Consider the following 21,415-nt stretch of genomic DNA (forward strand, 5'->3'; position numbering starts at 1 on the left):
TACGCGACCTGGTCCGCGTCGAGGGTCGTGGCGTCGTTGCGCAGCGAACCGCCGACACACTTTCCCAGACCTACCCCTCCGCCAGCTCCGCCACCCCCGTCACCCGGTGCAGCGGATACGTCCGGACCTCGTCCGCCGTGTGGTCGTACGCCGTGACGAAGCCGCCCTCCACGCGGATGGGCGCGATGACGCGCTGGCTGGCGGCGCCCTCGGCGTTGACGTAGCCGATCCAGAGGGTGGTGCCGGTGAGGACGGCGGCCTGCATGGTGGCGAGGGTCTCGGCGGAGCCGGTGCGCGGAAGTTCACCGGCCGGGGCCGGGGTCGTCGACGGCTTCAGAGGCGTCGTGGAGGCGCGGTCGCCCGCCCTGATCGCGCGGATCGCCGCCGACAGGAGCGTCGTGTCCGGGGTCGGCGGACCGTCCGGCACCGGTTCCGGAGCCGTGCGGGGCGGGGTGCGGTGGGCATGGGCGCGAGTGATGACGACATCGCCGTCCGCGGACTCGGCGGCCGGCGCGAAGCCCATCGCGCGCAGCCCGTCCAGGAGCGCCGCCGGATCCGCCTGCGCCGCCAGCACGGTCGGCGCCAGGCGGCGCAGCCGCAGACCCGCCGAGCGTTTGTCCGCGAGGATCTCGCTGAGCACCGCGTCGTCGTCGCAGCGCACATACGCCGAGGCCGCGCCGATCCGCAGATGGCCGTGTCTGCGGGCCACGTCATCGATCAGATAGGCGAGGGGCTGCGGGACGGGCGTACGGGAGTGCGCTGTGAGGAAGTCGTGCAGGTCGGAGGCCGAGCGGCCGGCGTCCAGGGCACGGCGCACCGAGCCCGGCGTGAAGCGGTACACCGTGGCACCGCCCTTCGACTCCACGTCCGCGAGCACGTCCAGCACATCGGCCAGCGGCCGTTGCAACGGGCCCGGGGCCACCGCCGTCAGATCCGCCTGCAGCAGGACGTGGTCCAGGGGCTCGGGCAGCAGCGGGGCGAGCAGTCGAGCGGCGGCGGCACTCGCCACGGCCTGCTCGGCCGGGGAGAGGGGTTCGGGGGGAGCGGGCGTGCGGTGGTGGTGGACGGGGAGCTTGTCACCGGCATCGGAGGGCGTGTCCTCGGCCACCGCACCGTCCGCCACCGAGCCCCTCGCCGCCGCAGCGTTCCCCGCCGCCGTGCCCTTCTCCGCCGTAGCGGCGCGCCCCGCCGCCGTCCCCTTCGGCGCCCCCAGCAACGCCCGCCCCTGCCCCGACAGGGCCCCCCGCCCCGTCACCCCCAGCAACTCGGCCTCGTTCAGGGTCCAGCGGGCCAGGCGGCTGCGCAGGTCGTCGTCCGGCTGCGGTGCCGCGCCTCCCGTTCCGCGCGGCGGGCGTTCCCAGCGCAGCCGGGCCAGCAGCGACTCCGTGGCCGGCGCGGTGCCCTCGGGAAGCGCGGCGAGCAGCGTGAGCACCCGGTGCCGTACCTCCGGGGCGGCCGAGCGGTCCAGGCCGGGGCCCAGCGCCGACAGCGTGCGTTCCTTCGTGTCCCGGCCGCCCACCAGCCCGGACGTCCGGGTCGCCGTCAGCCAGGTCTCCGCGAGGTGCGTCCAGCGCTGCGCGGCGGGCTGTTGCAGCCACTCGTCGTAGGCCGGGGTCGCCGCATACCGTTCGTCCGCCTCGCCGTCGGACGCCAACAGGCCGGCGGCGTAGGCGAGTTCGACCCAGAACGCGGCGACCGGCTCCGCCAGGTCCAACGCGACGGCGGTCCGCTTCAGGTCGCGGATGCTGAGGCCACCGGCCCGCAGCACCGTCGGCCCGCCCTCGTCCCAGTCCTTCAGCAGCTCCTCGACCGTCGCCAGCGCCGTGTACGCCTGCCCGGCCGCCGCCGCGTCCACAACCTGTGGACGGTGCGTCGCCTTCGCCTCCACCGGCGGCGCCACCGGCTCCGTCTCCCGGTGCGCCCGCCCGGCCCGCAGATGCAGGGCCACCTCACGCGGCAGTACGACCGTGCCGGGCGCCGTCGGCAGCAGCAGCCCCCGGTCGATGAGCCAGCGCAGCCGAGCCGCCGGGTCGGCCGTCACCTGACCGTACGGCGGCCCCCACACCAGCCGGTTCAGCACCTCCAGGGACTCCTCGGGGGCGCCGGCCAGCAGCGCCTTCATCCGCCGCCGCGTCGTGAACAGCTTGGTGAGCGCGGCCACCGCCGACATCGGGTCGTGCGTGGAGGGCAGGCCCGCCGCCGTCACGAGTTCCTGGATCCGGCCCGGCGACATGCCCGCCGTGGCCTCCGCGACCGTGGGACCGAGCCCGGTCGGCGACGGATGCTGCGGCGCGGGCGCCAGCAGCTCGCGCGCCGTCCGCACCAGCCGCAGCCGGTCGTCCCCGCCCCACACCAAGGCCTGCTCGCGCAGCGCCGCGACGGCGCGCGGCAGCGCGTTCACCACCGCCGGATCGCGCGCGTCACCCGCCATCAGCCCCAGCAGCTCGTCGTACGGCGCCGGGTCCGCCGCCACGGCCAGCGCCTGCGCCGTCTGCAGCGTGAAACGGTCCAGCCGCTCCAGCGCCCGCACCACCGAAGCGCGCGTTCCGGCCCTGGTCGCGAGCTGGGTGAGATCGGTGGGCACGGGCGTGATGAGGTCGGGGCGACTGCGCAGCAGCGCGGCCAGGGAGACGTCGTCCCTGGTTCGGAGTGCCTCCGCGAGCGAACGGGGCGGCGTGGCCGGAGTGCTCATCCGACCCACGGTAGCGGGTGGGTGTGACGGTGGGGGAGCGCGCAGGACGTGAGGTTCCCGGCACCGGGTCCGCTGGCGGTAACGTCTGTCACCACGGGGTATCCAACGCACCCGCCCCGGAGGGGACTTCGTGGGTATCGAGAGCGACCAGGTCGTCTACGAGTATCTGAGCCGCGTCGGTGACGTCGCGCAGCAACGCCAGCTGCCCTCGGCCACCCGGATGCGGCTGGTGTCGGAGCTGCGCAACGAGATCGACCGGCGCCGCGCCGGAGCCACCGCCGACACCCCCGCCGCCGTCCAGCGCATCCTCAAGAACCTCGGCAGCCCGGACGAGGTCGTCGCCGCGGCCAGCACCGGCGCCGGTGTCCCCCGGGCACCGTCCACCTCCGTCCCCGTACAGCGCGGCCACGAGGACGATCTGCGGCCCAAGGGCCTGCGCCGGGTCGTACCGCGCCCGCGCCCCGCCAAGGCCGCGCCCGCACCGGAACCCGACGCCGCCGCCGCTCCGCCGCATCTCGCGAGCGCGGCCGAGCTCGGCGACAGCGTGCTGCAGCCCGACTGGTGGCGGACGGAGGGCAACGGCTTCGGGCTCGGCGACAGCGTGCCCGGGTTCACCGGCGGGGTGGAGATCCCGGAACTGCTCAAGCCCCCGCCGCCGAAAGAGCCCCCGAAGGCGCTTCGGAAGGAACCGGAGCCGGTGGCCGAACCGGCCGTGGAGCAGGAACCGGAAGCCCCCGCCCGTCGTCGGCGCCGAGTCCCCCGCCTCCCCACCGGAGGCTGGTCCAACCCCCTCCTCCTGATCGCCGCCGCGCTGCTCGTCGTGGGCGCCGTACTCGGCAACTGGTTCGCGCTGCTGCTGGGTTGGCTCATCGCGTACGCCTCCAAGCGGCTGACCGACGCCGAGACGAAGGCGGCGGTGATCGGTCTGCCGACGGCGGCCGTCGCGGCCGGCATCGTCTGGCTGTGGGGCAGGAACACCGGCCGCTGGGGCACCCCCATCGCGCAGGGCCACATGAACGACGCGATCTCCGAGACCTGGCCGTGGGTGGTGCGCGGCGCGGCGGTGGCGTCGGCGCTGTACCTGGTGTGGCGGTCGCAACGGCAGCGGTAGGGCGGGGCGGGATTTCACGGCCGTTCACGGGCGCTGGGCACAATGGCCCATATGACCTCGCGCGCTCAGCACCCCGCCCCGACCGTCGGCTTCGACCTCGACATGACCCTCATCGACTCCCGGCCCGGCATCCACGCCTGCTATGTGGCGCTGGCGGAGCGGACGGGGACGTACATCGACGCCGATCTGGCGATCACCCGCCTCGGGCCGCCGCTGGCCGACGAGTTGATCAACTGGTTCCCGGCGGACGATGTGCCCGCCATGTCCGACCTGTACCGCGAGATGTACCCGGCGATCGCCATCGCCGCGACCCCCGCGATGCCCGGCGCCCGCGAGGCGATGGCGGCCGTACGCGGGGCCGGCGGGCGGGCGGTCGTCGTCACCGCGAAGTACGAGCCCAACGCGAAACTGCACCTCGCACACCTCGGCATCGACGCCGACGCGGTGATCGGCGACCTGTGGGCCGAACGGAAGGCGGAGGCGCTGCGCGAGGAGGGCGCGAGCGTCTACGTCGGCGACCACGTCGGGGACGTCCGCGGTGCCCGCGGCGCCGAGGCGCTGTCGGTCGGGGTCGCGACCGGGCCGTGCGATGCGGAGGAGTTGCGGACGGCCGGTGCGGATGTCGTGCTCGGCGATCTCACCGAGTTCCCGCGATGGCTTTCGGACTACCTCGTGGCGCGCGCCTGACGCCGCCCGGCGGCGACGGACTGGAGCACACCGGCGGCGGCGAGCAGAAATCCGACGCCCATGAGCATGCTCAAGAGGTACATGTACGTCGGAAAAGGCGTCGTGTGGAGCAGCAGCGGTACCACGGTGACGAGTGTGGCCACCGCACCGACGAAGAAGACGATGGCACCGGCACGGATCAGTCGGTCACCGGCCACGGCGGAATTCGTTTGGGTTTTGTCACGCACTGGACCAGGGTAGTTCCCTGCGCACAGGAACAGTCCGGCGACGTCTTGTCACCGGCCTGAAGACCATTAGCCTTGGTACCGGCAGTTCCCCAGTGTTTTCCGAGCAGTTTTCCGACGAGTACGAGGACGAGGACAGACGTGCCCACCGGCAAGGTCAAGTGGTTCAACAGTGAGAAGGGCTTCGGCTTTCTCTCCCGCGACGACGGCGGCGACGTCTTCGTCCATTCCTCGGTACTGCCCGCCGGAGTTGACGCCCTGAAGCCCGGACAACGCGTGGAGTTCGGGGTCGTCGCCGGTCAGCGCGGCGACCAGGCACTCTCGGTCACGCTGCTGGACCCGACCCCCTCGGTCGCGGCGGCCCAGCGCAAGAAGCCGGACGAACTGGCCTCCATCGTCCAGGATTTGACGACCCTTCTCGAAAACATCACCCCGATGCTGGAGAAGGGCCGCTACCCCGACAAGGCCTCCGGCGGCAAGATCGCGGGCCTGCTGCGCGCGGTCGCCGACCAGTTGGACGTATAGCAGCCGCCACACCGTCTGTTCTACGGGAATTCGAGCGCGTTCGGCCCGAGGGGCGGCACCAGCCCCTCGGCCGCCGCACGCGTCAACAGCCCCCGGATCGCCGCGTATCCGTCCTCGCCGAGGTCGGCGGTGAACTCGTTGACGTACAGGCCGATGTGCTGGTCGGCGACGGACGGGTCCATCTCCTGGGCGTGTGCCATGACGTACGGGCGGGAGGCCTCGGGGTCGTCCCAGGCGGCGCGGACGGACGTCCGGATCGAGTCGGCGAGCAGGTTCAACCGCTCGCTGCCCAGGGACCGTTTGGCGATGATCGCGCCCAGCGGGATCGGCAGCCCGGTGGTCGCCTCCCAGTGCTCGCCCATGTCCGCGAGCTTGTGCAGCCCGTAGTTCTGGTAGGTGAAGCGCGCCTCGTGGATGACGAGCCCCGCGTCGACCTTCCCGTCCCGCACGGCCGGCATGATCTCGTGGAACGGCATGACGAGGATCTCGCCCACCCCGCCCGGAATCGTGTCCGCCGCCCAGAGCCGGAAGAGGAGATACGCGGTCGACCGCTCGCTCGGCACGGCGACCGTACGACCCGTCAGGTCCCCCGGCCCCCGGGTGAGCACGAGCGGCCCACAGCCCCGCCCCAGCGCGCCCCCGCAGGGCAGCAGCGCGTACTCGTCGAGAACGTACGGCAGCACGGCGTACGACACCTTCAGCACGTCCAGCTCACCGCGCTCGGCCATGCCGTTGGTGATGTCGATGTCCGCGAAGGTCACGTCCAGCACGGGCGCGCCCGGCACCCGGCCGTGCGCGAGGGCGTCGAAGACGAAGGTGTCGTTCGGGCAGGGGGAGTACGCGATCCGCAGAGGCTCGGTCGATGTGGTCATACCTGTTCCCAACTCTCCAGTACGGGCGCGCACTTCCCGAATCCCTCGGTCAGGGCCGCGAGCGCGTCGCCGATGCGCCAGGCGGCGCGGTCGCGCGGGCCGACGGGGTTGGAGACCGCGCGCAGTTCCAGGACGGGGAGGCCATGGGCGGCGGCCGCCTCGGCCACGCCGAAGCCCTCCATCGCCTCCGCGAGGGCCCGGGGGTGGCGGGCGCGGAGTTCCGCGGCGCGGGCTGCCGTACCGGTCACCGTGGACACGGTCAGTACGGTCCCGGGGCGGGCACCGCTCGCGGTCGCCAGCGCTCGTACGAGTGCGGCCGGCGGACGGTGGGTGACCGTGCCGAAGCCGAGCTCGGTGACCGGGAGGAACCCGTCGGGGGTCTCCGCGCCCAGGTCGGCGACGGTGATCTCGTCGGCGACCACCAGGGAGCCGACGGGCGCCCCGGGCTGGAAACCGCCGGCGATCCCGGCGGAGACGACGAGGTCGTAGGGGGCGCGGGCGAGGGCGGTCGCGGTGCCGGCGGCAGCGGCCGCCGGACCCACCCCGACGGCGAGGACATCCCAGGTGAGGCCGGTCAACGCCCGTGCCACCGCGTCCCGTTCGGCCGGGACGGCGGTGGCGACCAGGACGCGTGGGGACGACGTGGTCAGGAGTCCTTCTTGAACTTGAAGGACCAGATGCCCTTGACCGTCTTGTCGCCCTCCTTGATGGAGACGACGGTGGAGTTGCCGGTCGCGCCGTACTGGGTGTTGAAGAACACGCTGCCCGGGATCGTCCGGTAGGTCTTCTTGCTGGAGTCGGTCAGCGGCTGACCGTTCATCAGGATCGTCCAGCCGTTCTCGGCGATCTTCGGGTCGACACCGAAGCGCACGGTCTCGTCCGGGTCGACCGAGATCGACGTGGAGGCCTTCAGGCACTTCGCCAGGTCCGCGGTCTTCACCGCGTCGCCGTCGTTGTAGCAGGTGGCCTCCGTGTGGACCGAGTTCCTCCCGACGGTGATCGTCGAGATCGGCGTCGGCTTGTCGCACGCCGACAGGACGAGCAGTCCGGCGGAAACGGCGCCGGCGGCGGCGACGGCGCGGCGGCGTCGCACAGCGGATTGCATGGTCATGGGGCGAAGGCTATCGGGCCCGTCCAGTCCTCCCCCCACGTGGGGTGCGGCGTGCCGGGCCGGACGCCAGGGTTAGGCCACTCGCGGGCGCCCGCCGCCCCCGTGCCGGGCCGAGGCGAGCAGGCCGCGCAGGGTGGTCAGCCAGCCCAGGGCGATGACCGCGGCGGCGAGGGTGAAGCCGAGGGAGCCGTTCAGCGGCATCACGATGCCGATCGCGCCGCCCAGCACCCACGCCATCTGGAGCATCGTCTCCGAGCGCGCGAACGCCGACGTACGCACCAGCTCCGGCACGTCCCGCTGGATCAGCGCGTCCAGGGACAGCTTGGCCAGCGCCTGGCAGAACCCGGCGGTGGCCGCGAGACAGGCCACCAGGGCCGCGCCGAAGAAGATCGCCGCCGTGATCGCCGCGCCCAGCACGACCGCCATCACCGTCACGATGATGATCTCCGGCGCCCGCTGCCGCAGCCAGGACCCGACCGCCGTGCCGAGCGCGTTGCCGACGCCCGCCGAGACGGCGACTATGCCCAGCGACACGGCCGCGCTCTGCCCGGTCATCGGATGCTCGCGCAGCAGGAACGCGAGGAAGAAGGTCAGGAAGCCGGACAGCCAGCGCAGCGCCGCGTTGGCGCCCAGCGCGTGGGTCACGGCGATGCCGACCGTACGCAGCCCCGGCCGCTTGACCTCCTTGGGATGCGGGCCGTGCAGATGGTTCTCGTCGGCCGCGAGCAGCGCCGTGTCCTCGCCCTTGGCGGAGTCGACCTTGGGGTCCAGGAAGAAGCACAGGACCGTACCCGCCACGAAGATCACGAAGGCGCCGTAGAGCGGCCAGGGGTCGCCGATGGCGTGCAGGCCACCCGCGATCGGGGCGGCCACACCGGTGGCGAGCAGCCCGGCGAGGGTGACGCGCGAGTTCGCCTTCACCAGGGAGATGCGGGGTGGCAGCAGCCGTGGCACCACGGCGCTTCTGACGACGCCGTACGCCTTCGAGGCGACCAGGGCGCCCAGGGCCGCCGGATACAGCTCCAGGCTGCCGCTGGCGACCGCGCCGGAGATGATCAGCGCCAGGAGGGCGCGGGCCAGCATCGCGGCGGCCATCGCGGCACGGCGCCCGTGCGGGAGCTTGTCGAGAAGGGGCCCGATCACCGGCGCGAGAACGGTGAAAGGCGCCATGGTGATCGCGAGATACAGAGCGACCCGCCCCCGCGCCTCGTCGGTCGGCACGGAGAAGAAGACGGTCGACGCGAGGGCGACGGTGATCATGACATCGCCGGCGCCGTTCACCGCGTGCAGCTCGATCAGCCGGCCGAGGCCCGACTCGCCCGCGCCGTGCGCGTGGGTCGCCTTGCGGATACCCCGGGCGGTACCGGTGACGGGGAAGTGCAGGGCACGACCCATCGCGCGGACGGAACCGCCGACCCGGCCCGAACCGCCACCTCGGATGTTCCCCTTGGCGCCACCGACACCGGTGGCACCTTGGGGCGACCTCGCGGCTGCCACCCCGTCATAGTGCCCCGAGAACGGGGTGAGTAGTGCCGTTACCGCACGTATGGCGGCCTGCAAGGGCGGATTCAGTGCCGTTGCACAGGTCTTGGGACGAGCGTCCACGGCTCTTGGGAAGACGGTCGCGCCAGGCATCCACAGGCATCCACAGGCATCCACAGAGGCATCCGCAGGTCTCTGTTTGATCGCCGCGCACCGCCCAAGGGGCCGTCGGTGTGGGCGCATGGCCCGGGAGAAGGTAGCGTGCGTAGCGCGCCGTGGCGATTGTTCTCGGCCGCGCGCCTCTCGGCCATCCCGCAGAATGGATGGCGTAGGCGCGCCCGAGCGCGATCGGGCGCGGACGTCGACGCGGCCTCTCACCAGTGCTCCCAAGGGCCTGGTACATGTCTTTCAGCCGCTCCGTCCGCTCCCTTCGCCGCAACAGGCGCACCCGTGAGACGGCGTAGGAGAGAAGCGATACCTGTGAGCGCAGCGACCACGCGAAGCCGCACCCCCGACCGCCTGTGCGCCGAGGCCGTCGACCTCGCCCGTGCCGCAGCCGAGGAGGCCGCCGCGCCCGGCGTGGTCGGCGAGCACGCGGGCTTCGAATCCGAGGGCGACCGTGTGGTCACGCACTTCTTCGAGTGCAAGGAGTTCGGCTACCGGGGCTGGCGCTGGGCGGTGACGGTCGCGAGGGCGTCCCGCGCCAAGCTGGTGACGCTCGACGAGGTCGTCCTGCTCCCCGGCCCCGACTCCCTCCTGGCCCCCGAATGGGTCCCGTGGAGCGAACGCCTGCGCCCGGGCGACATGGGCCCCGGCGACCTGCTCCCCACGGACGCCGAGGACCTGCGCCTGGAGCCCGGCTACACCGGCGAGGACGAGCCCCCGCCGAACTCCGCGGTCTCCGAGGAGATGGCGGAACTGGTCGAGGCGGAGGACGCCGAGGTCACGGCGGGCACCCCCGCCACCCTCCCCGTCGCCCCCACCCGGGGCTCCATCGCGGCGGTCGCGGAGGAACTCGGCATCCGCCGAGCCCGGGTCCTCTCCCGCTACGGCCTGCACGTCGCCGCCGACCGCTGGGAGGACGGCTACGGCCACAAGACCCCCATGGCCCAGGCGGCCCCCGCGGCCTGCGTCAGCTGCGGCTTCCTGGTCGCCATCGGCGGCTCCCTCGGCCAGGCCTTCGGCGTCTGCGCCAACGAGTTCTCCCCGGCCGACGGCCACGTCGTGTCCCTCTCCTACGGCTGCGGCGGCCACTCGGAAGCAGCCGTCATGCCCAAACCGCCCCAGCCGCCCGCCCCGGTGATCGACGAGACGAGGGTCGACCCGTTCCCGCTGCGGCCCGCGCCGGATTCGGGCTCGGTGCCGGTGGGCGTGGACGAGGACTCGGCGGAGCTGGGGCACTCGTAGGGGTCGCACTCGTGCCCGCCCGGCACCCGTGCTTGGATCTCCCGATGAATCTTCTGCTGACGGCGAGCGGGCTGCGCAACGACACCTTGCGGCAAGCCCTCCGGGACATGCTGGGCAAGCCGTTCGGGGAGGCGAACGTCGTGTTCGTTCCCACGGCGTCGCTCGCCCAGCCCGGCGACCACGCCTGGTTCGTCGAGGACATGAACCGCCTGCATGCCCTCGGCTGGCGGGAGTTCGACGTCCTGGAGCTGAACGGCCTGCCCGGGCAGGTGGTGCTCGACCGCCTGCTCCACGCCGACGTCATCTACGTCGAGGGCGGCAACCACTACCACCTGGCCCGCAGCATCACCGGCAACGACCTGACCGACGGCTTCCTGGAAGCGCTGGAGAGCCGGGTCTACGTAGGCGTGAGCGCCGGCTCGATGATCTTCAGCCGCAACCTCACCGAACACTCCGCCGACGTCATCGGGGACGCGGCAGACCTCCACCTCCTCGGCGCGACCACCGTGGACCCGCCGTTCGGCCTCTTCGACTGGTACCTCAAGCCCCACCTCTACTCGCCGGACTTCCCCGAGCGGGACGACGCCTGGGCCGACCGCATCACCGAACGCGCGGACTTCCCCGTCTACTTCATCGACGACGACACGGCCCTCCGCGTCAGGGACGGCGAGGTGGACGTCGTCACCGAAGGCCGCTGGCGATTCCACCCGTAGCCACGCGAGGCGGAAGCACCACGCACCCGCACTCGCAGCCGTCGGCGAAACGGGAGCAGGTCGTGCCGGTACGGCGCAGCCCGCCGCTCAGCTGGTCCCCGCGCCGTCCCCTTGGCAACTGACGGAGGGGCGCGACCCGCGGCGGGCTCGCCGTACCGCCACGACCCCGACCCCACCACCGCCCGCGGGCGAAAACCCAGCACCCCCCGCCGCGCGGTACCTTCATCGCGACGCCGATGAGGAGAGTGAACGTACGTGAGTAAGTTCGTGCGGCCCGCTGCCGAGGGTGCCGACCCGTTCGGGACCGCCCGTCTGCGGCGTGGGGTGCTCGACGCCTGGGCGACCAGCCCGGCCCGGTTCCGGGAGGACGCCAACGCCGAGGAGGACCTCGTCCTCGGCGGCTACCGCGACCGGCTGGTCGTGGAGCTCGCGCAGAACGCCGCCGACGCCGCCGCCCGCGCAGGCGTGGCCGGCCGCCTCCGGCTCACCCTCCGCGACGGCGTCCTGTGCGCCGCCAACACCGGCGCCCCCCTCGACGCGGCCGGCGTCGAATCACTCTCCACCCTCCGCGCCTCCGCGAAACGCGACGCGGGCGACAGCGCCGTGGGCCGGTTCGGCGTCGGGTTCGCGGCCGTCGTCGCCGTGACCGACGAGCCCGCCCTCGTCGGACGCCACGGCGGTGTCCGCTGGTCCCTCGCCGAGGCCCGCGAACTCGCCGACGAGACCGCCCGCCACAGCCCGGGCCTCGGCACCGAGATCCGCCGCCGCGACGGCCACATCCCCCTCCTCCGCCTCCCGTTCGCCGCCGTCGGCAGCGCCCCCGACTCCTACGACACGGTCGTCATCCTCCCGCTGCGCGACACCGCCGCCGAGGACTTGGCCGAGCGCCTGCTGAACGCCGTGGACGACGCGCTGCTGCTCGCCCTGCCGGGCCTGGTGGAGGTCGTGATCGAGGTGGGGGACCGGGCCCCGCGCAGCCTCACCCGCCGCACCGCCGGCGCCGACACCGTCGTCGACGACAGCCGCGACGGCACCACCCGCTGGCGTACGTCCGACGCCCACGGCGAACTCGCCGCGGAACTCCTCGCCGACCGCCCCGTCGAGGAGCGGCAGCGGCCCTACTGGTCCGTCACCTGGGCCGTCCCCGTCGACGCCGACGGCACCCCGGCCCACCCCCGCACCAGCCCCGTCGTGCACGCGCCCACGCCCAGCGACGAACCCCTCGGCGTCCCCGCGCTGCTCATCGCCTCGCTCCCGCTCGACACCACCCGCCGCCACGCCGCCCCCGGCCCGCTCACCGACTTCGTCGTGGAGCGAGCGGCCGACGCCTACGTCGAACTCCTCGCCGCCTGGCGCCCGGTGACCGCCGGCATCATCGACCTCGTGCCCGGCCCGCTGGGCAAGGGCGAACTGGACGGCGCCCTGCGCCAGGCCGTCCTGGACCGGCTGCCCCGCACCGCCTTCCTGCCGCCGGCAGTCGAACCCCCCACCGACGACACGGAGTTGCCCGAGTCCCTACGGCCCCGGGACGCCGAGGTCGTGGAGGGCGCGGGAGCCGACACCGTGCGCGTCCTCGCCGAGGTCCTCCCCACCCTCCTCCCCGCCGGCCTCGAACGCCGCGTGGAACTACGGACGTTGGGCGTCGCCCGGGTCCCCCTCGCCGACGCGATCGACCGCCTGGCCGGCCTGGAGAAAGAGCCCGCCTGGTGGCGACGGCTCTACGACAGCCTCGCGGGCGTGGACCCCGACCGGCTGTCCGGGCTGCCCGTGCCGCTCGCCGACGGGCGCACGACCATCGGCCCCCGCCAGGTCCTCCTCCCCACCCCCGACTCCGCACACGTCGAACCCGAAGTCCTCGCCCGCCTCGGCCTCAAGGTCGCCCACCCGGACGCGGCGCACCCCCTCCTGGAGAAGCTCGGCGCCTTGCCCGCGACACCCCGCGCGGTGCTCACCACACCCCAGGTGCGGGCCGCCGTGGCCGCCTCCCTCGACGACGAGGGCGGCGCCGTATGGGACGAACCCACCCCGGACGCCGAGGAGTTGGCCGACACGGTGCTCGCCCTCGTCCGGGACGCGGGCCTGGAACCCGGCGACGAACCCTGGCTCGGCGCGCTCGCCCTCCCCGACGAGGAGGGCGAACTCGCGCCCGCGGGCGAACTCGTCCTCCCCGGCAGCCCGTTCGCCCAGGTGATGCGCGAGGACGAACTGGCCTTCGTCGACTCCGAATTGGCAGACCGCTGGGGCGAACAGCCCCTCGCCGCCTGCGGAGTCCTCGCCACCTTCGCCCTCGTCCGCGCCACCGACGTGGTCCTCGACCCGGACGAACTGGAGCCCCGCGACAGCGACTTCGCGGAACCGGACGACCCCGGCCTGCTGGACTCGGTGGACGTCTGGTCGGAGGACGTCCTCGACCGCTTCCCCGACACCCCCGTCCCGCCCGTGGCCACGGAACTGGTAGCGGTCCGCGACCTGGACCTCGTCGACGACGACCGCTGGCCCCAGGCCCTCGCCCTCCTCGCCCAGCCCCCACTCCGCGACGCGATCACCCAACAGGTCCGCATCCTGCTCCCCGACGGCTCCTACGAGGTCGTACGGCCGTACACGGCCTGGTGGCTGCGCGGCCACCCGGTGCTCGACGGCCGCCGCCCGGCCGGCCTGCTGGCGTCCGGCGGCGACCCCCTCCTCCGCGGCCTCTACGACGAGGCCGACGCGACGGGCTTCGACGACGAACAGGTACTGCGCGCACTCGGCGTCCGCACCTCCGTCGCCGCCCTCCTCGACGAGCCCGGCGGCGCCGCCGAACTCCTCGACCGCCTCGCCGACCCGGACCGCGAGGTCACCGGCGCCCAACTGCACGCCCTGTACGGAGCCCTGGCCGACCTGGACCCCGAACAGGTCACCCTGCCGGACGACTTGAGGGCCGTGGTCGACGGCGAGGTCACGGTCGTGGACGCGGCGGACGCGGTGGTGGTCGACTCACCCGACCTGCTGCCCTTCACCAGCGGCGTCCCGCTCCTCCCCGTACGCCCGTCCAGGGCGGCCGAGTTGGCCGAACTCTTCCAGGTACGGCGCCTCAGCGAGTCCATCACCGGCGAGGTCACCTCCGAGGGCACCGAACACGACGTACCGGAATCCGTCCGCGTCCTCCTCGGCCCCCTCACCCCCACGACCTACGTCGAACACGAGGAACTGGTCGTGGACGGCGTGGAGATCGACTGGCGCCGGACGCGGGACGGGATGCTCCACGCCTCGACCCTGGAGGGCGTCGCGGCCGGCCTGGCCTGGGCGGCGGGCCAGTGGCCCCGGCGCTTCGAGGTGGCGGCGCTGCTGGAGGACCCGTCACGGACGGAGGAGTTGGAGCGCGACCGCTGGTTCGACTGACCGGACAGCAGCCGGGGGCCCGGAGCGATCTTCACCAAAACCCCAAGAAAAAGTCACGAGATGTACAACCATTCCCCCGCCTCGCGAATCTGATCACCGGAGCCACCCGGCTCCACGATCACGTTCCACAGGGGGAACACATGCGCATACGTGCCACCGTCGTCGCCGTCTCCGGCGCCCTCGCCCTCTCCGCCTTCGCGGTCCCGGCCGCCCAGGCGGACGGCGGTTCGGGCGACACCGCCATCACCAAGGTGGTCGTCGACGGCGACAACACGGTCGGCGTGAGCGCCGCCAGCACCAAGAGCATCAAGGTCAGCGTGACGGCCACCGACAACTCGGGCATCGCGAGCGCCGACGAGTTCTCCTTGATCGGCCCCAACTACGGCTACCTCTCCACCGCCAAGCCGACCTGCGTGAAGGTCAACGCCACCACCTCGACCTGCTCCGCCTCGGTCCTGGTCGACCCGCGGGTCGGCGACGTCTTCAACGACGAGGCCGGCACCTGGTACGTCGACGCGTGGGTCGACGCCAAGGACGGCGACTTCATCTGGAAGGAGAAGGCCGCCTCCTTCAAGCTCCAGCGCGCCTCCCAGCTGACCGCCAACGCCGCCCCGGAGCCGGTCAAGAAGGGCAAGACCATCACGGTGACGGGCAAGCTGAGCCGCGCGAACTGGGAGACCCACAAGAACGCGGGCTACGCGAGCCAGCCGGTCAAGCTCCAGTTCCGCAAGAACGGCTCCAGCACCTACACCACCGTCAAGACCATCAAGACCAGCTCGACCGGCGCCCTGTCGACCACTGTCACGGCGACCGTCGACGGCTACTTCCGCTACAGCTTCGCGGGCACCTCGACCACCCCGGCGGTCAACGCCGCGGGTGACTTCGTCGACGTGCAGTAGTCCAGGGGAGCCAGGGGACGGCGATGGCGGAGTCTCCGCACTTCACCATGGGTTCGTAATGCCCGTACAAAGTCTTGATCCGGCGTACAACCCGCCCCAGCCGTCACGGATCAGATCTCTTGAGCCAACAGGCTCCGCCATCACTTGGGCCCCGGCGCCGACGACGAGCCGTACGGAACGACCACCGCGCCGGGGCCCCCTTTCTCCACTTGGGGAACGCATGCGCATACGCGCCACTGTGGCTGCCGTCTCCGGCGCCCTGGCCCTCTCCGTCTTCGCCGTGCCCGCCGCCCACGCGGACGAGGTCCAGGGAGACACCACGATCTCGGGCGTCGTGGTGAACGGTGGGAAGGCGGTCGTCGTAGGCGCGACCGCGAAGAAGACCATCACGGTCAGCTTCACCGTGAAGGACGCCTCGGGCGTCGGCTGGGCGCAGGCCATCCTGTACCACGGTGCCGACATCGACTCCTCCGACACGGGTTCGGTCGCCAACAGCAGCAACCACCGCGCCACCTGCACCACGGTCAACGCCACGACATCGACCTGCAAGTCGACCTTCGACCTGACGCCGAACACCGAGGTGTTCAACTTCGCGGCCGGCAGCTGGAAGGTCTGGGCGATCGCCACGGGCAAGGACAACGACTACGTCCAGAAGGACAACGCGAAGACCTTCCAGGTCCAGCGCCTGTCGAAGCTCACGGCCGACGCCACCCCGGAGCCCGTGAAGAAGGGCAAGACCATCACGGTCACCGGCAAGCTGACCCGCGCGAACTGGGACGCCGGCACCTACTCCGGTTACTCGACCCAGCCGGTCAAGCTCCAGTTCCGCAAGAACGGCTCCAGCACCTACACCACCGTCAAGACCATCAAGACCAGCTCCACCGGCGCCCTGAAGACCACTGTCACGGCGAACGTCGACGGCTACTTCCGCTACAGCTTCGCGGGCACCTCGACCACCCCGGCGGTCAACGCCGCGGGTGACTTCGTCGACGTGAGGTAGCAGTACTGAGAGCAGTTGCCGCGCCCCCGGAAACGGGGGCGCGGCAACTGCTTTTCAGGGGCGCGGGGGCTGTGCCGATATGCGGCTCCGCCGCGCGGGCGCGCCCAGCCCCCACACACCCGCAGCCGACACACAACCCGGCTAAACCGAATCCCGCCGATCGACCACCCGCCACACCACCTCCAGCAGAACGCCCGCCACCCCCGAGATCCCCACCGCGACCCACGGCATGGTCACCCCCACCAGCTTCAACGCGAAGAAGTGCTGAAGCGAGGGCACGATCAGCACCACCACGAACGCCGCCCCCATCGACGCCACCAGCGTGACCCGCCACCACGTGTACGGCCGGGCGATGATCGCCAGCACCCACATCGAGATCAGGAACAACGTCAGGGTCGCCGCACTGGTCTCCGCCTCCAACGACCCCTTCCCCGTGTAGTAGTGACGGGCGATCAGATACGTCACGAAGGTCGCCGCCCCGGCGATCACCCCGCCCGGGATCGAGTACCGCATCACCCGCCGCACGAAGTGGGGTTGCGCACGCTCCGTGTTGGGCGCGAGGGCCAGGAAGAACGCGGGGACGCCGATCGTCAGCGTCGACAGCAGCGTCAAGTGCCGTGGCAGGAAGGGATATTCGACCCGCCAGCACACCACCAGCACCGCCAGCAGCACCGAGTAGACCGTCTTCACCAGGAACAGCGTCGCCACCCGGGTGATGTTCCCGATGACCCGCCGCCCCTCGGCGACGACCGAAGGCAGCGTCGCGAAGCTGTTGTTGAGCAGCACGATCTGCGCGACCGCCCGGGTGGCCTCGGACCCCGAGCCCATCGACACCCCGATGTCGGCGTCCTTGAGGGCGAGTACGTCGTTGACACCGTCCCCGGTCATCGCGACCGTGTGTCCGCGGGACTGCAACGCCCCCACCATGTCCCGCTTCTGCTGCGGAGTGACCCGCCCGAACACCGTGCCCTCGTCCAGGGACTTCGCCATCTCCCCCTGATCCGAAGGCAGTTGACGGGCGTCCACGACCTGCCCGGTGAGCCCCAGCTTCCCGGCCACCGCGCCGACGGACACCGCGTTGTCCCCGGAGATGACCTTGGCGTGGACGTCCTGCTCGGCGAAGTAGCGCAGCGTCCGGGCCGCGTCGGGCCGCAGTCGCTGCTCCAGGACGACCAGCGCGGTCGGCCGGGCGCCCCGCGCCACCTCCGGGTCGTCCAGCTCGCCCGTGACCCGGGCCAGCAGCAGCACCCGCAGCCCCTGCTCGTTGAGCCGCTCCGTCTCGGCCAGCGCGGGATCGTCGGCGCCCAGCAGCACATCCGGCGCCCCGAGCAGCCACGTACTCGACTCCCCGTTGCCCTCGCTGAAGGACGCTCCGCTGTACTTGCGCGCGGACGAGAACGGCAGCGACTCGACGCACCGCCACTCCTCGCTGTCCGGGTAGGCGGCGATGATCGCCTGCAGCGACGCGTTCGGCCGCGGGTCCGACTCGCCGAGCGCGCCGAGGACTTTGCGTACGTACGTTTCGTCGGCCCCGCCGAGCGGGCGCAGCTCGGTGACGTCCATGCCGCCCTCGGTGAGCGTGCCCGTCTTGTCGAGGCAGACCGTGTCGACGCGGGCGAGCCCCTCGATGGCCGGAAGCTCCTGGACGAGACACTGTTTCCGGCCAAGCCGGATGACCCCGATCGCGAAGGCCACCGAGGTGAGCAGCACCAGCCCCTCCGGGACCATGGGGACGATCCCGCCGACCGTCCGCGCGACCGAGTCCTTGAACCCGTGCTGTTTGACGACGAGTTGGCTGATGACCAGGCCGATCGCGGTCGGGATCATCATCCACGTCACGTACTTGAGGATCGTGGAGATACCGGTGCGCAGCTCGGAGTGGACGAGCGTGAACCGCGAGGCCTCTTCGGCGAGTTGGGCGGCGTAGGCCTCACGCCCCACCTTCGTCGCCTCGAACGCGCCACCGCCGGCGACCACGAAACTCCCGGACATGACCGCGTCCCCCGGCCGCTTGACGACGGGGTCCGCCTCACCGGTGAGCAGCGACTCGTCGATCTCCAGACCGTCGGCCTCGACGCACTCCCCGTCGACCACGACCTTGTCCCCGGGCCCGATCTCGATGAGGTCGCCCAGCACGATCTCGGAGGTGCTCACCTCCAGGGCGGCACCGTCCCGCCGCACCGTCGGCTTCGCCTCGCCGATCACGGCGAGGGAGTCGAGGGTCTTCTTCGCCCGCCACTCCTGGATGATCCCGATCCCGGTGTTGGCGAGGATCACGTACCCGAACAGGCTGTCCTGCAGCGGCGCCACGAACAGCATGATCAGCCAGAGCACACCGATGATCGCGTTGAACCGGGTGAAGACGTTGGCGCGCACGATCTCGCCGAGGGACCGGCTGCTGCGTACCGGGACGTCGTTGACCTCCCCGCGCGCCACCCGCTCGGCGACCTCGGCGGTGCTGAGTCCATGGGCCCGCCGTGCCGGGACGGGCACGGGGTGCACCGGGTCGAGTTCGGCGCCCGCGTCGGTGTGCGTCATGCATTCGACGGTACGTGCGGTTTTACGGCTTCACCCGCCGAGTGACCGGAAGATCCGACCAAGGGAGGACGGCGGACTGCGCGCAATGATGCCGTGGTTGTAGGGGAGTGTCCTTACTCGGCAGCAGTCGACGGGGAGGCCTCCGCCGCGCGCTTGAGGGCCGCGTCCCGCCCCCGGACGTACCAGACGCCGATCAGCCCGAGCCCGCCCCCGGCCAGACAGGTCCACAGCCACCACAGATGGCCGTGGTCGTCGAACCAGCCGTAGAAGGGGAGCTGTACCAGGAAGAGGACGAACCAGAGGATCGTGCCGCCGATGATGGTCGGGACGATCGGGCCCTCCAGGGGCTCCGGTGCCTCGTGTGTCGGTGTCCACTTCGCCATGCCCACAGCTTACGAGGCGGCCGCGACACGCGGAGATCTCCGGGTGTCTACGCGCGGAGATAGCGCCTGACGTCTTCATATGTTCATACTGAAACGGTTTCCGTCTGTCCACTTCTGCTCGTAGGAACATCCAATGCAGACCGCCCTCGACCGCTACTTCAAGATCTCCGAACGGGGCAGCAGCCTCCCTCGGGAGATCCGGGGCGGGTTCGCCACCTTCTTCGCGATGGCGTACATCATCGTGCTCAACCCGATCATCCTGGGCAGCGCGAAGGACATGTACGGGCACCACCTCGACAACGGCCAGCTGGTCACCGCCACCGCCGTCACGGCCGCCTTCACCACTCTCCTCATGGGTGTCATCGGCAACGTCCCGATCGCGCTGGCCGCCGGACTCGGCGTGAACTCGGTCGTCGCCCTCCAGCTCGCGCCCCGCATGACGTGGCCGGACGCGATGGGCATGGTCGTGCTGGCCGGCCTGGTCGTGATGCTGCTGGTCGCCACCGGGCTGCGCGAGCGCGTCATGAACGCCGTGCCCTACGGCCTGCGCAAGGCCATCTCCATCGGTATCGGCCTGTTCATCATGCTGATCGGACTCGTGGACTCCGGGTTCATCACCCGCATCCCGGACGCCGCCCAGACCACCGTCCCGCTCCAGCTCGGCGCCGACGGTCACCTCAACGGCTGGCCGGTGCTGATCTTCATCCTCGGCGTGCTGCTGACGCTCGCGCTGATCGTCCGCAAGGTGTCCGGCGCGATCCTGATCTCGATCGTCACGATGACCGTCCTCGCGGTGATCGTGAACGCGGTCGCGACGATCCCCTCCTGGGGACTGACCACCCCGAAGTGGCCCGGAAACCCGGTCGCCAGCCCGGACTTCGGCCTGATCGGCAAGTTCAGCCTGTTCGGCGGCTTCTCCAAGGTCGGCGTGCTGACCGGCGTGCTCTTCGTCTTCACGGTCCTGCTGTCGTGTTTCTTCGACGCGATGGGCACGATCATGGGCATCAGCGACGAGGCGAAGCTGACCGACGGCGAGGGCAACATGCCCGGCATCAACAAGGTCCTCTTCGTCGACGGCATCGCGGTCGCGGCCGGCGGCGCCAGCTCCTCGTCGGCCACCACCTGCTTCGTGGAGTCCACGGCCGGTGTCGGCGAGGGCGCCCGCACCGGCTTCGCGAACGTCGTCACGGGCGCCCTCTTCGCCGTAGCGCTGTTCCTCACGCCCATCGCCACGATGGTCCCGTCCCAGGCGGCCACCCCGGCCCTGCTCGCGGTGGGCTTCCTGATCCTGGCGGGCTCCGTCAAGGAGATCGACTGGGCCGACTACACGATCGCGATCCCGGCCTTCATCACGATGGTGATGATGCCGTTCACCTACTCGATCACCAACGGCATCGGCATGGGCTTCATCACCTTCGTGGTGCTGCGCCTGGTGGCGGGCCGGGGCCGGGAGGTCCCGGTGCCGATGTACGTCGTGGCGGCCGTCTTCGGCTTCTACTACCTGATGCCGGCCCTGGGTCTCACGTGACCCCGTTGACCCCGTAGAACTTCTCGGTCTCCTCGACGGCGGTCTGGAACCGCTCGTCGAAGTCGTCCCGGATGAGCGTCTGGACCACATAGTCCTGGACGCTCATTCCCCTTTTCGCCGCATGGTGCCGGAGCCGCTGAAGCAGCTCCCCGTCTATCCGCAGGCTGAGCACACTGGTCCCCATACAGACGAGGGTCCGGGGCGGCTCCGGCCACCGTGTCACGTTCCGCTCCCGGATCACTCATATGGGTGACGGAAGGGTTCAGTGGCCGGGGTCACGGGCATCTCGGCGTGTCGCGCGGCATCCGGTTGGTCTTTAGCCAGAGTAATGAGTTATGCTAAAGAACATGCCGGACCTTACCCATGGCGACGACGCTGCCGCCGTGAACTCCCTGCGATCAGCCGTGATGCGCCTGTCCCGTCGACTCAAGCACCAGCGGGTCGACGAGTCACTGAGCCCCACCGAGATGTCGGTGCTGGGCACTCTGTCCAACTGCGGCAGCGCGACCCCTGGCGAGCTCGCTCGCAAGGAGCATGTGCAGCCGCCCTCGATGACCCGCATCGTGGCGCTGCTCGAAGCCAAGGGCCTGGTGCAGCTGGAGCCGCACCCCGAGGACCGGCGCCAGAAGGTCGTCACCAAGACCCCCCAGGCCGAGGCGATGCTCGAAGAGAGCCGCCGCAAGCGCAACGCGTTCCTGGCCGGCCTGGTCGACGGCCTCGACGAGGACGAGTGGGCGAAGATCGTCGCCGCCGCCCCCGTACTGGAGAAACTCGCACACCTGTAAACCGCTCTATGCGCGAGTGAGCTGTAGGGGCGCGCCGGTGTCGAGAGGTCGAGCGCGCGGAGGCCCGAAGGGCCGAG

General features: G+C 71.4%; 19 protein-coding genes. 10 read left to right on the forward strand and 9 right to left on the reverse strand.

What is annotated here, in order from left to right; genetic code table 11:
• Positions 1–70: 70 nt before the first annotated feature.
• Positions 71–2,692, reverse strand: a complete 2,622-nt coding sequence (locus ACWDEW_RS45445; RefSeq protein ID WP_450521733.1) for a helicase-associated domain-containing protein — start codon at positions 2,690–2,692, stop codon at positions 71–73.
• A 130-nt stretch (positions 2,693–2,822) separates the two neighbouring features.
• Between ACWDEW_RS45445 and ACWDEW_RS45450 the strand changes: the two genes are divergently transcribed.
• Together ACWDEW_RS45450 and ACWDEW_RS45455 are read left to right on the forward strand one after the other, a co-directional pair.
• Positions 2,823–3,803: a hypothetical protein gene (locus tag ACWDEW_RS45450; RefSeq protein WP_450521735.1), complete on the forward strand. Its 981-nt coding sequence runs from the start codon at positions 2,823–2,825 to the stop codon at positions 3,801–3,803.
• Between the two features lie 51 nt (positions 3,804–3,854).
• Positions 3,855–4,490 carry an HAD family hydrolase gene (locus ACWDEW_RS45455; protein ID WP_450521737.1) on the forward strand — a complete coding sequence of 212 codons (636 nt, stop codon included), beginning with the start codon at positions 3,855–3,857 and terminating at the stop codon, positions 4,488–4,490.
• On the opposite strand, the gene ACWDEW_RS45460 is transcribed toward ACWDEW_RS45455, so the two are convergent.
• Entirely contained in the window at positions 4,469–4,717 is a 249-nt protein-coding gene (locus tag ACWDEW_RS45460; RefSeq protein ID WP_043673562.1) for an SUR7/PalI family protein, read from the reverse strand. The two genes, ACWDEW_RS45455 and ACWDEW_RS45460, sit on opposite strands and share 22 nt — an antisense overlap.
• A gap of 138 nt (positions 4,718–4,855) precedes the next feature.
• On the opposite strand from ACWDEW_RS45460, the gene ACWDEW_RS45465 reads away from it, so the two are divergent.
• On the forward strand, positions 4,856–5,239 hold the full coding sequence (locus ACWDEW_RS45465; RefSeq protein ID WP_019072514.1) for a cold-shock protein: 384 nt from the start codon (positions 4,856–4,858) through the stop codon (positions 5,237–5,239).
• A gap of 20 nt (positions 5,240–5,259) precedes the next feature.
• On the opposite strand, the gene ACWDEW_RS45470 is transcribed toward ACWDEW_RS45465, so the two are convergent.
• The 4 genes from ACWDEW_RS45470 to ACWDEW_RS45485 form a co-directional block, all read right to left on the reverse strand.
• Positions 5,260–6,111, reverse strand: coding sequence for a 1,4-dihydroxy-6-naphthoate synthase (locus tag ACWDEW_RS45470; protein WP_450521740.1), 852 nt, complete (start codon positions 6,109–6,111; stop codon positions 5,260–5,262).
• On the reverse strand, positions 6,108–6,788 hold the full coding sequence (locus tag ACWDEW_RS45475; RefSeq protein WP_450521799.1) for a futalosine hydrolase: 681 nt from the start codon (positions 6,786–6,788) through the stop codon (positions 6,108–6,110). The genes ACWDEW_RS45470 and ACWDEW_RS45475 overlap by 4 nt, the downstream gene beginning before the upstream one ends.
• Complete coding sequence (locus ACWDEW_RS45480) at positions 6,758–7,222, reverse strand: DUF2771 domain-containing protein (RefSeq protein WP_450521742.1); 465 nt, start codon at positions 7,220–7,222, stop codon at positions 6,758–6,760. The genes ACWDEW_RS45475 and ACWDEW_RS45480 overlap by 31 nt, the downstream gene beginning before the upstream one ends.
• Positions 7,223–7,294: 72 nt before the next feature.
• Positions 7,295–8,719: an MFS transporter gene (locus ACWDEW_RS45485; RefSeq protein ID WP_450521744.1), complete on the reverse strand. Its 1,425-nt coding sequence runs from the start codon at positions 8,717–8,719 to the stop codon at positions 7,295–7,297.
• A gap of 465 nt (positions 8,720–9,184) precedes the next feature.
• Here ACWDEW_RS45485 and ACWDEW_RS45490 point away from each other — a divergent pair, with 465 nt between their 5' ends.
• From ACWDEW_RS45490 to ACWDEW_RS45510, 5 genes are all read left to right on the forward strand, one after another.
• Complete coding sequence (locus ACWDEW_RS45490) at positions 9,185–10,111, forward strand: DUF3027 domain-containing protein (RefSeq protein ID WP_450521746.1); 927 nt, start codon at positions 9,185–9,187, stop codon at positions 10,109–10,111.
• 44 nt (positions 10,112–10,155) lie between these two features.
• A complete protein-coding gene (locus ACWDEW_RS45495; protein WP_450521748.1) occupies positions 10,156–10,824 on the forward strand; it encodes a Type 1 glutamine amidotransferase-like domain-containing protein in 669 nt (222 codons plus the stop codon).
• A 255-nt stretch (positions 10,825–11,079) separates the two neighbouring features.
• A complete protein-coding gene (locus ACWDEW_RS45500; protein WP_450521750.1) occupies positions 11,080–14,205 on the forward strand; it encodes a sacsin N-terminal ATP-binding-like domain-containing protein in 3,126 nt (1,041 codons plus the stop codon).
• A gap of 140 nt (positions 14,206–14,345) precedes the next feature.
• Positions 14,346–15,104 (forward strand): calcium-binding protein, encoded by a 759-nt coding sequence (locus ACWDEW_RS45505; protein WP_450521751.1) that lies wholly within the window; start codon positions 14,346–14,348, stop codon positions 15,102–15,104.
• A gap of 220 nt (positions 15,105–15,324) precedes the next feature.
• Complete coding sequence (locus ACWDEW_RS45510) at positions 15,325–16,104, forward strand: calcium-binding protein (RefSeq protein WP_450521752.1); 780 nt, start codon at positions 15,325–15,327, stop codon at positions 16,102–16,104.
• A 141-nt stretch (positions 16,105–16,245) separates the two neighbouring features.
• On the opposite strand, the gene ACWDEW_RS45515 is transcribed toward ACWDEW_RS45510, so the two are convergent.
• The gene (locus tag ACWDEW_RS45515; protein WP_450521753.1) at positions 16,246–18,642 is read right to left on the reverse strand and encodes a cation-translocating P-type ATPase; all 2,397 of its coding nucleotides are present in this window, start codon (positions 18,640–18,642) and stop codon (positions 16,246–16,248) included.
• Between the two features lie 113 nt (positions 18,643–18,755).
• Entirely contained in the window at positions 18,756–19,025 is a 270-nt protein-coding gene (locus tag ACWDEW_RS45520) for a DUF2530 domain-containing protein (protein ID WP_362971337.1), read from the reverse strand.
• A 133-nt stretch (positions 19,026–19,158) separates the two neighbouring features.
• Here ACWDEW_RS45520 and ACWDEW_RS45525 point away from each other — a divergent pair, with 133 nt between their 5' ends.
• The gene (locus ACWDEW_RS45525; protein WP_450521755.1) at positions 19,159–20,553 is read left to right on the forward strand and encodes an NCS2 family permease; all 1,395 of its coding nucleotides are present in this window, start codon (positions 19,159–19,161) and stop codon (positions 20,551–20,553) included.
• Here the strand turns inward: ACWDEW_RS45525 and ACWDEW_RS45530 are convergent.
• Entirely contained in the window at positions 20,546–20,737 is a 192-nt protein-coding gene (locus ACWDEW_RS45530; RefSeq protein WP_201056140.1) for a ribbon-helix-helix protein, CopG family, read from the reverse strand. The genes ACWDEW_RS45525 and ACWDEW_RS45530 overlap by 8 nt on opposite strands.
• A 163-nt stretch (positions 20,738–20,900) precedes the next feature.
• Between ACWDEW_RS45530 and ACWDEW_RS45535 the strand changes: the two genes are divergently transcribed.
• Positions 20,901–21,338: a MarR family winged helix-turn-helix transcriptional regulator gene (locus tag ACWDEW_RS45535; protein ID WP_019072529.1), complete on the forward strand. Its 438-nt coding sequence runs from the start codon at positions 20,901–20,903 to the stop codon at positions 21,336–21,338.
• The last annotated feature ends 77 nt before the right edge of the window (positions 21,339–21,415 follow it).

This window comes from Streptomyces sp. NPDC001100 (assembly GCF_053598575.1).

What these genes read in the sequence shown, in the direction of transcription:
- ACWDEW_RS45505 (WP_450521751.1), top strand. Translation starts at nt 14,346, where the DNA reads ATGCGCATACGTGCCACCGTCGTCGCCGTCTCCGGCGCCCTCGCCCTC.
- ACWDEW_RS45495 (WP_450521748.1), top strand. Translation starts at nt 10,156, where the DNA reads ATGAATCTTCTGCTGACGGCGAGCGGGCTGCGCAACGACACCTTGCGG.
- ACWDEW_RS45510 (WP_450521752.1), top strand. Translation starts at nt 15,325, where the DNA reads ATGCGCATACGCGCCACTGTGGCTGCCGTCTCCGGCGCCCTGGCCCTC.
- ACWDEW_RS45515 (WP_450521753.1), bottom strand. Translation starts at nt 18,642, where the DNA reads ATGACGCACACCGACGCGGGCGCCGAACTCGACCCGGTGCACCCCGTG.
- ACWDEW_RS45455 (WP_450521737.1), top strand. Translation starts at nt 3,855, where the DNA reads ATGACCTCGCGCGCTCAGCACCCCGCCCCGACCGTCGGCTTCGACCTC.
- ACWDEW_RS45470 (WP_450521740.1), bottom strand. Translation starts at nt 6,111, where the DNA reads ATGACCACATCGACCGAGCCTCTGCGGATCGCGTACTCCCCCTGCCCG.
- ACWDEW_RS45520 (WP_362971337.1), bottom strand. Translation starts at nt 19,025, where the DNA reads ATGGCGAAGTGGACACCGACACACGAGGCACCGGAGCCCCTGGAGGGC.
- ACWDEW_RS45535 (WP_019072529.1), top strand. Translation starts at nt 20,901, where the DNA reads ATGCCGGACCTTACCCATGGCGACGACGCTGCCGCCGTGAACTCCCTG.
- ACWDEW_RS45530 (WP_201056140.1), bottom strand. Translation starts at nt 20,737, where the DNA reads ATGGGGACCAGTGTGCTCAGCCTGCGGATAGACGGGGAGCTGCTTCAG.
- ACWDEW_RS45445 (WP_450521733.1), bottom strand. Translation starts at nt 2,692, where the DNA reads ATGAGCACTCCGGCCACGCCGCCCCGTTCGCTCGCGGAGGCACTCCGA.
- ACWDEW_RS45480 (WP_450521742.1), bottom strand. Translation starts at nt 7,222, where the DNA reads ATGACCATGCAATCCGCTGTGCGACGCCGCCGCGCCGTCGCCGCCGCC.
- ACWDEW_RS45525 (WP_450521755.1), top strand. Translation starts at nt 19,159, where the DNA reads ATGCAGACCGCCCTCGACCGCTACTTCAAGATCTCCGAACGGGGCAGC.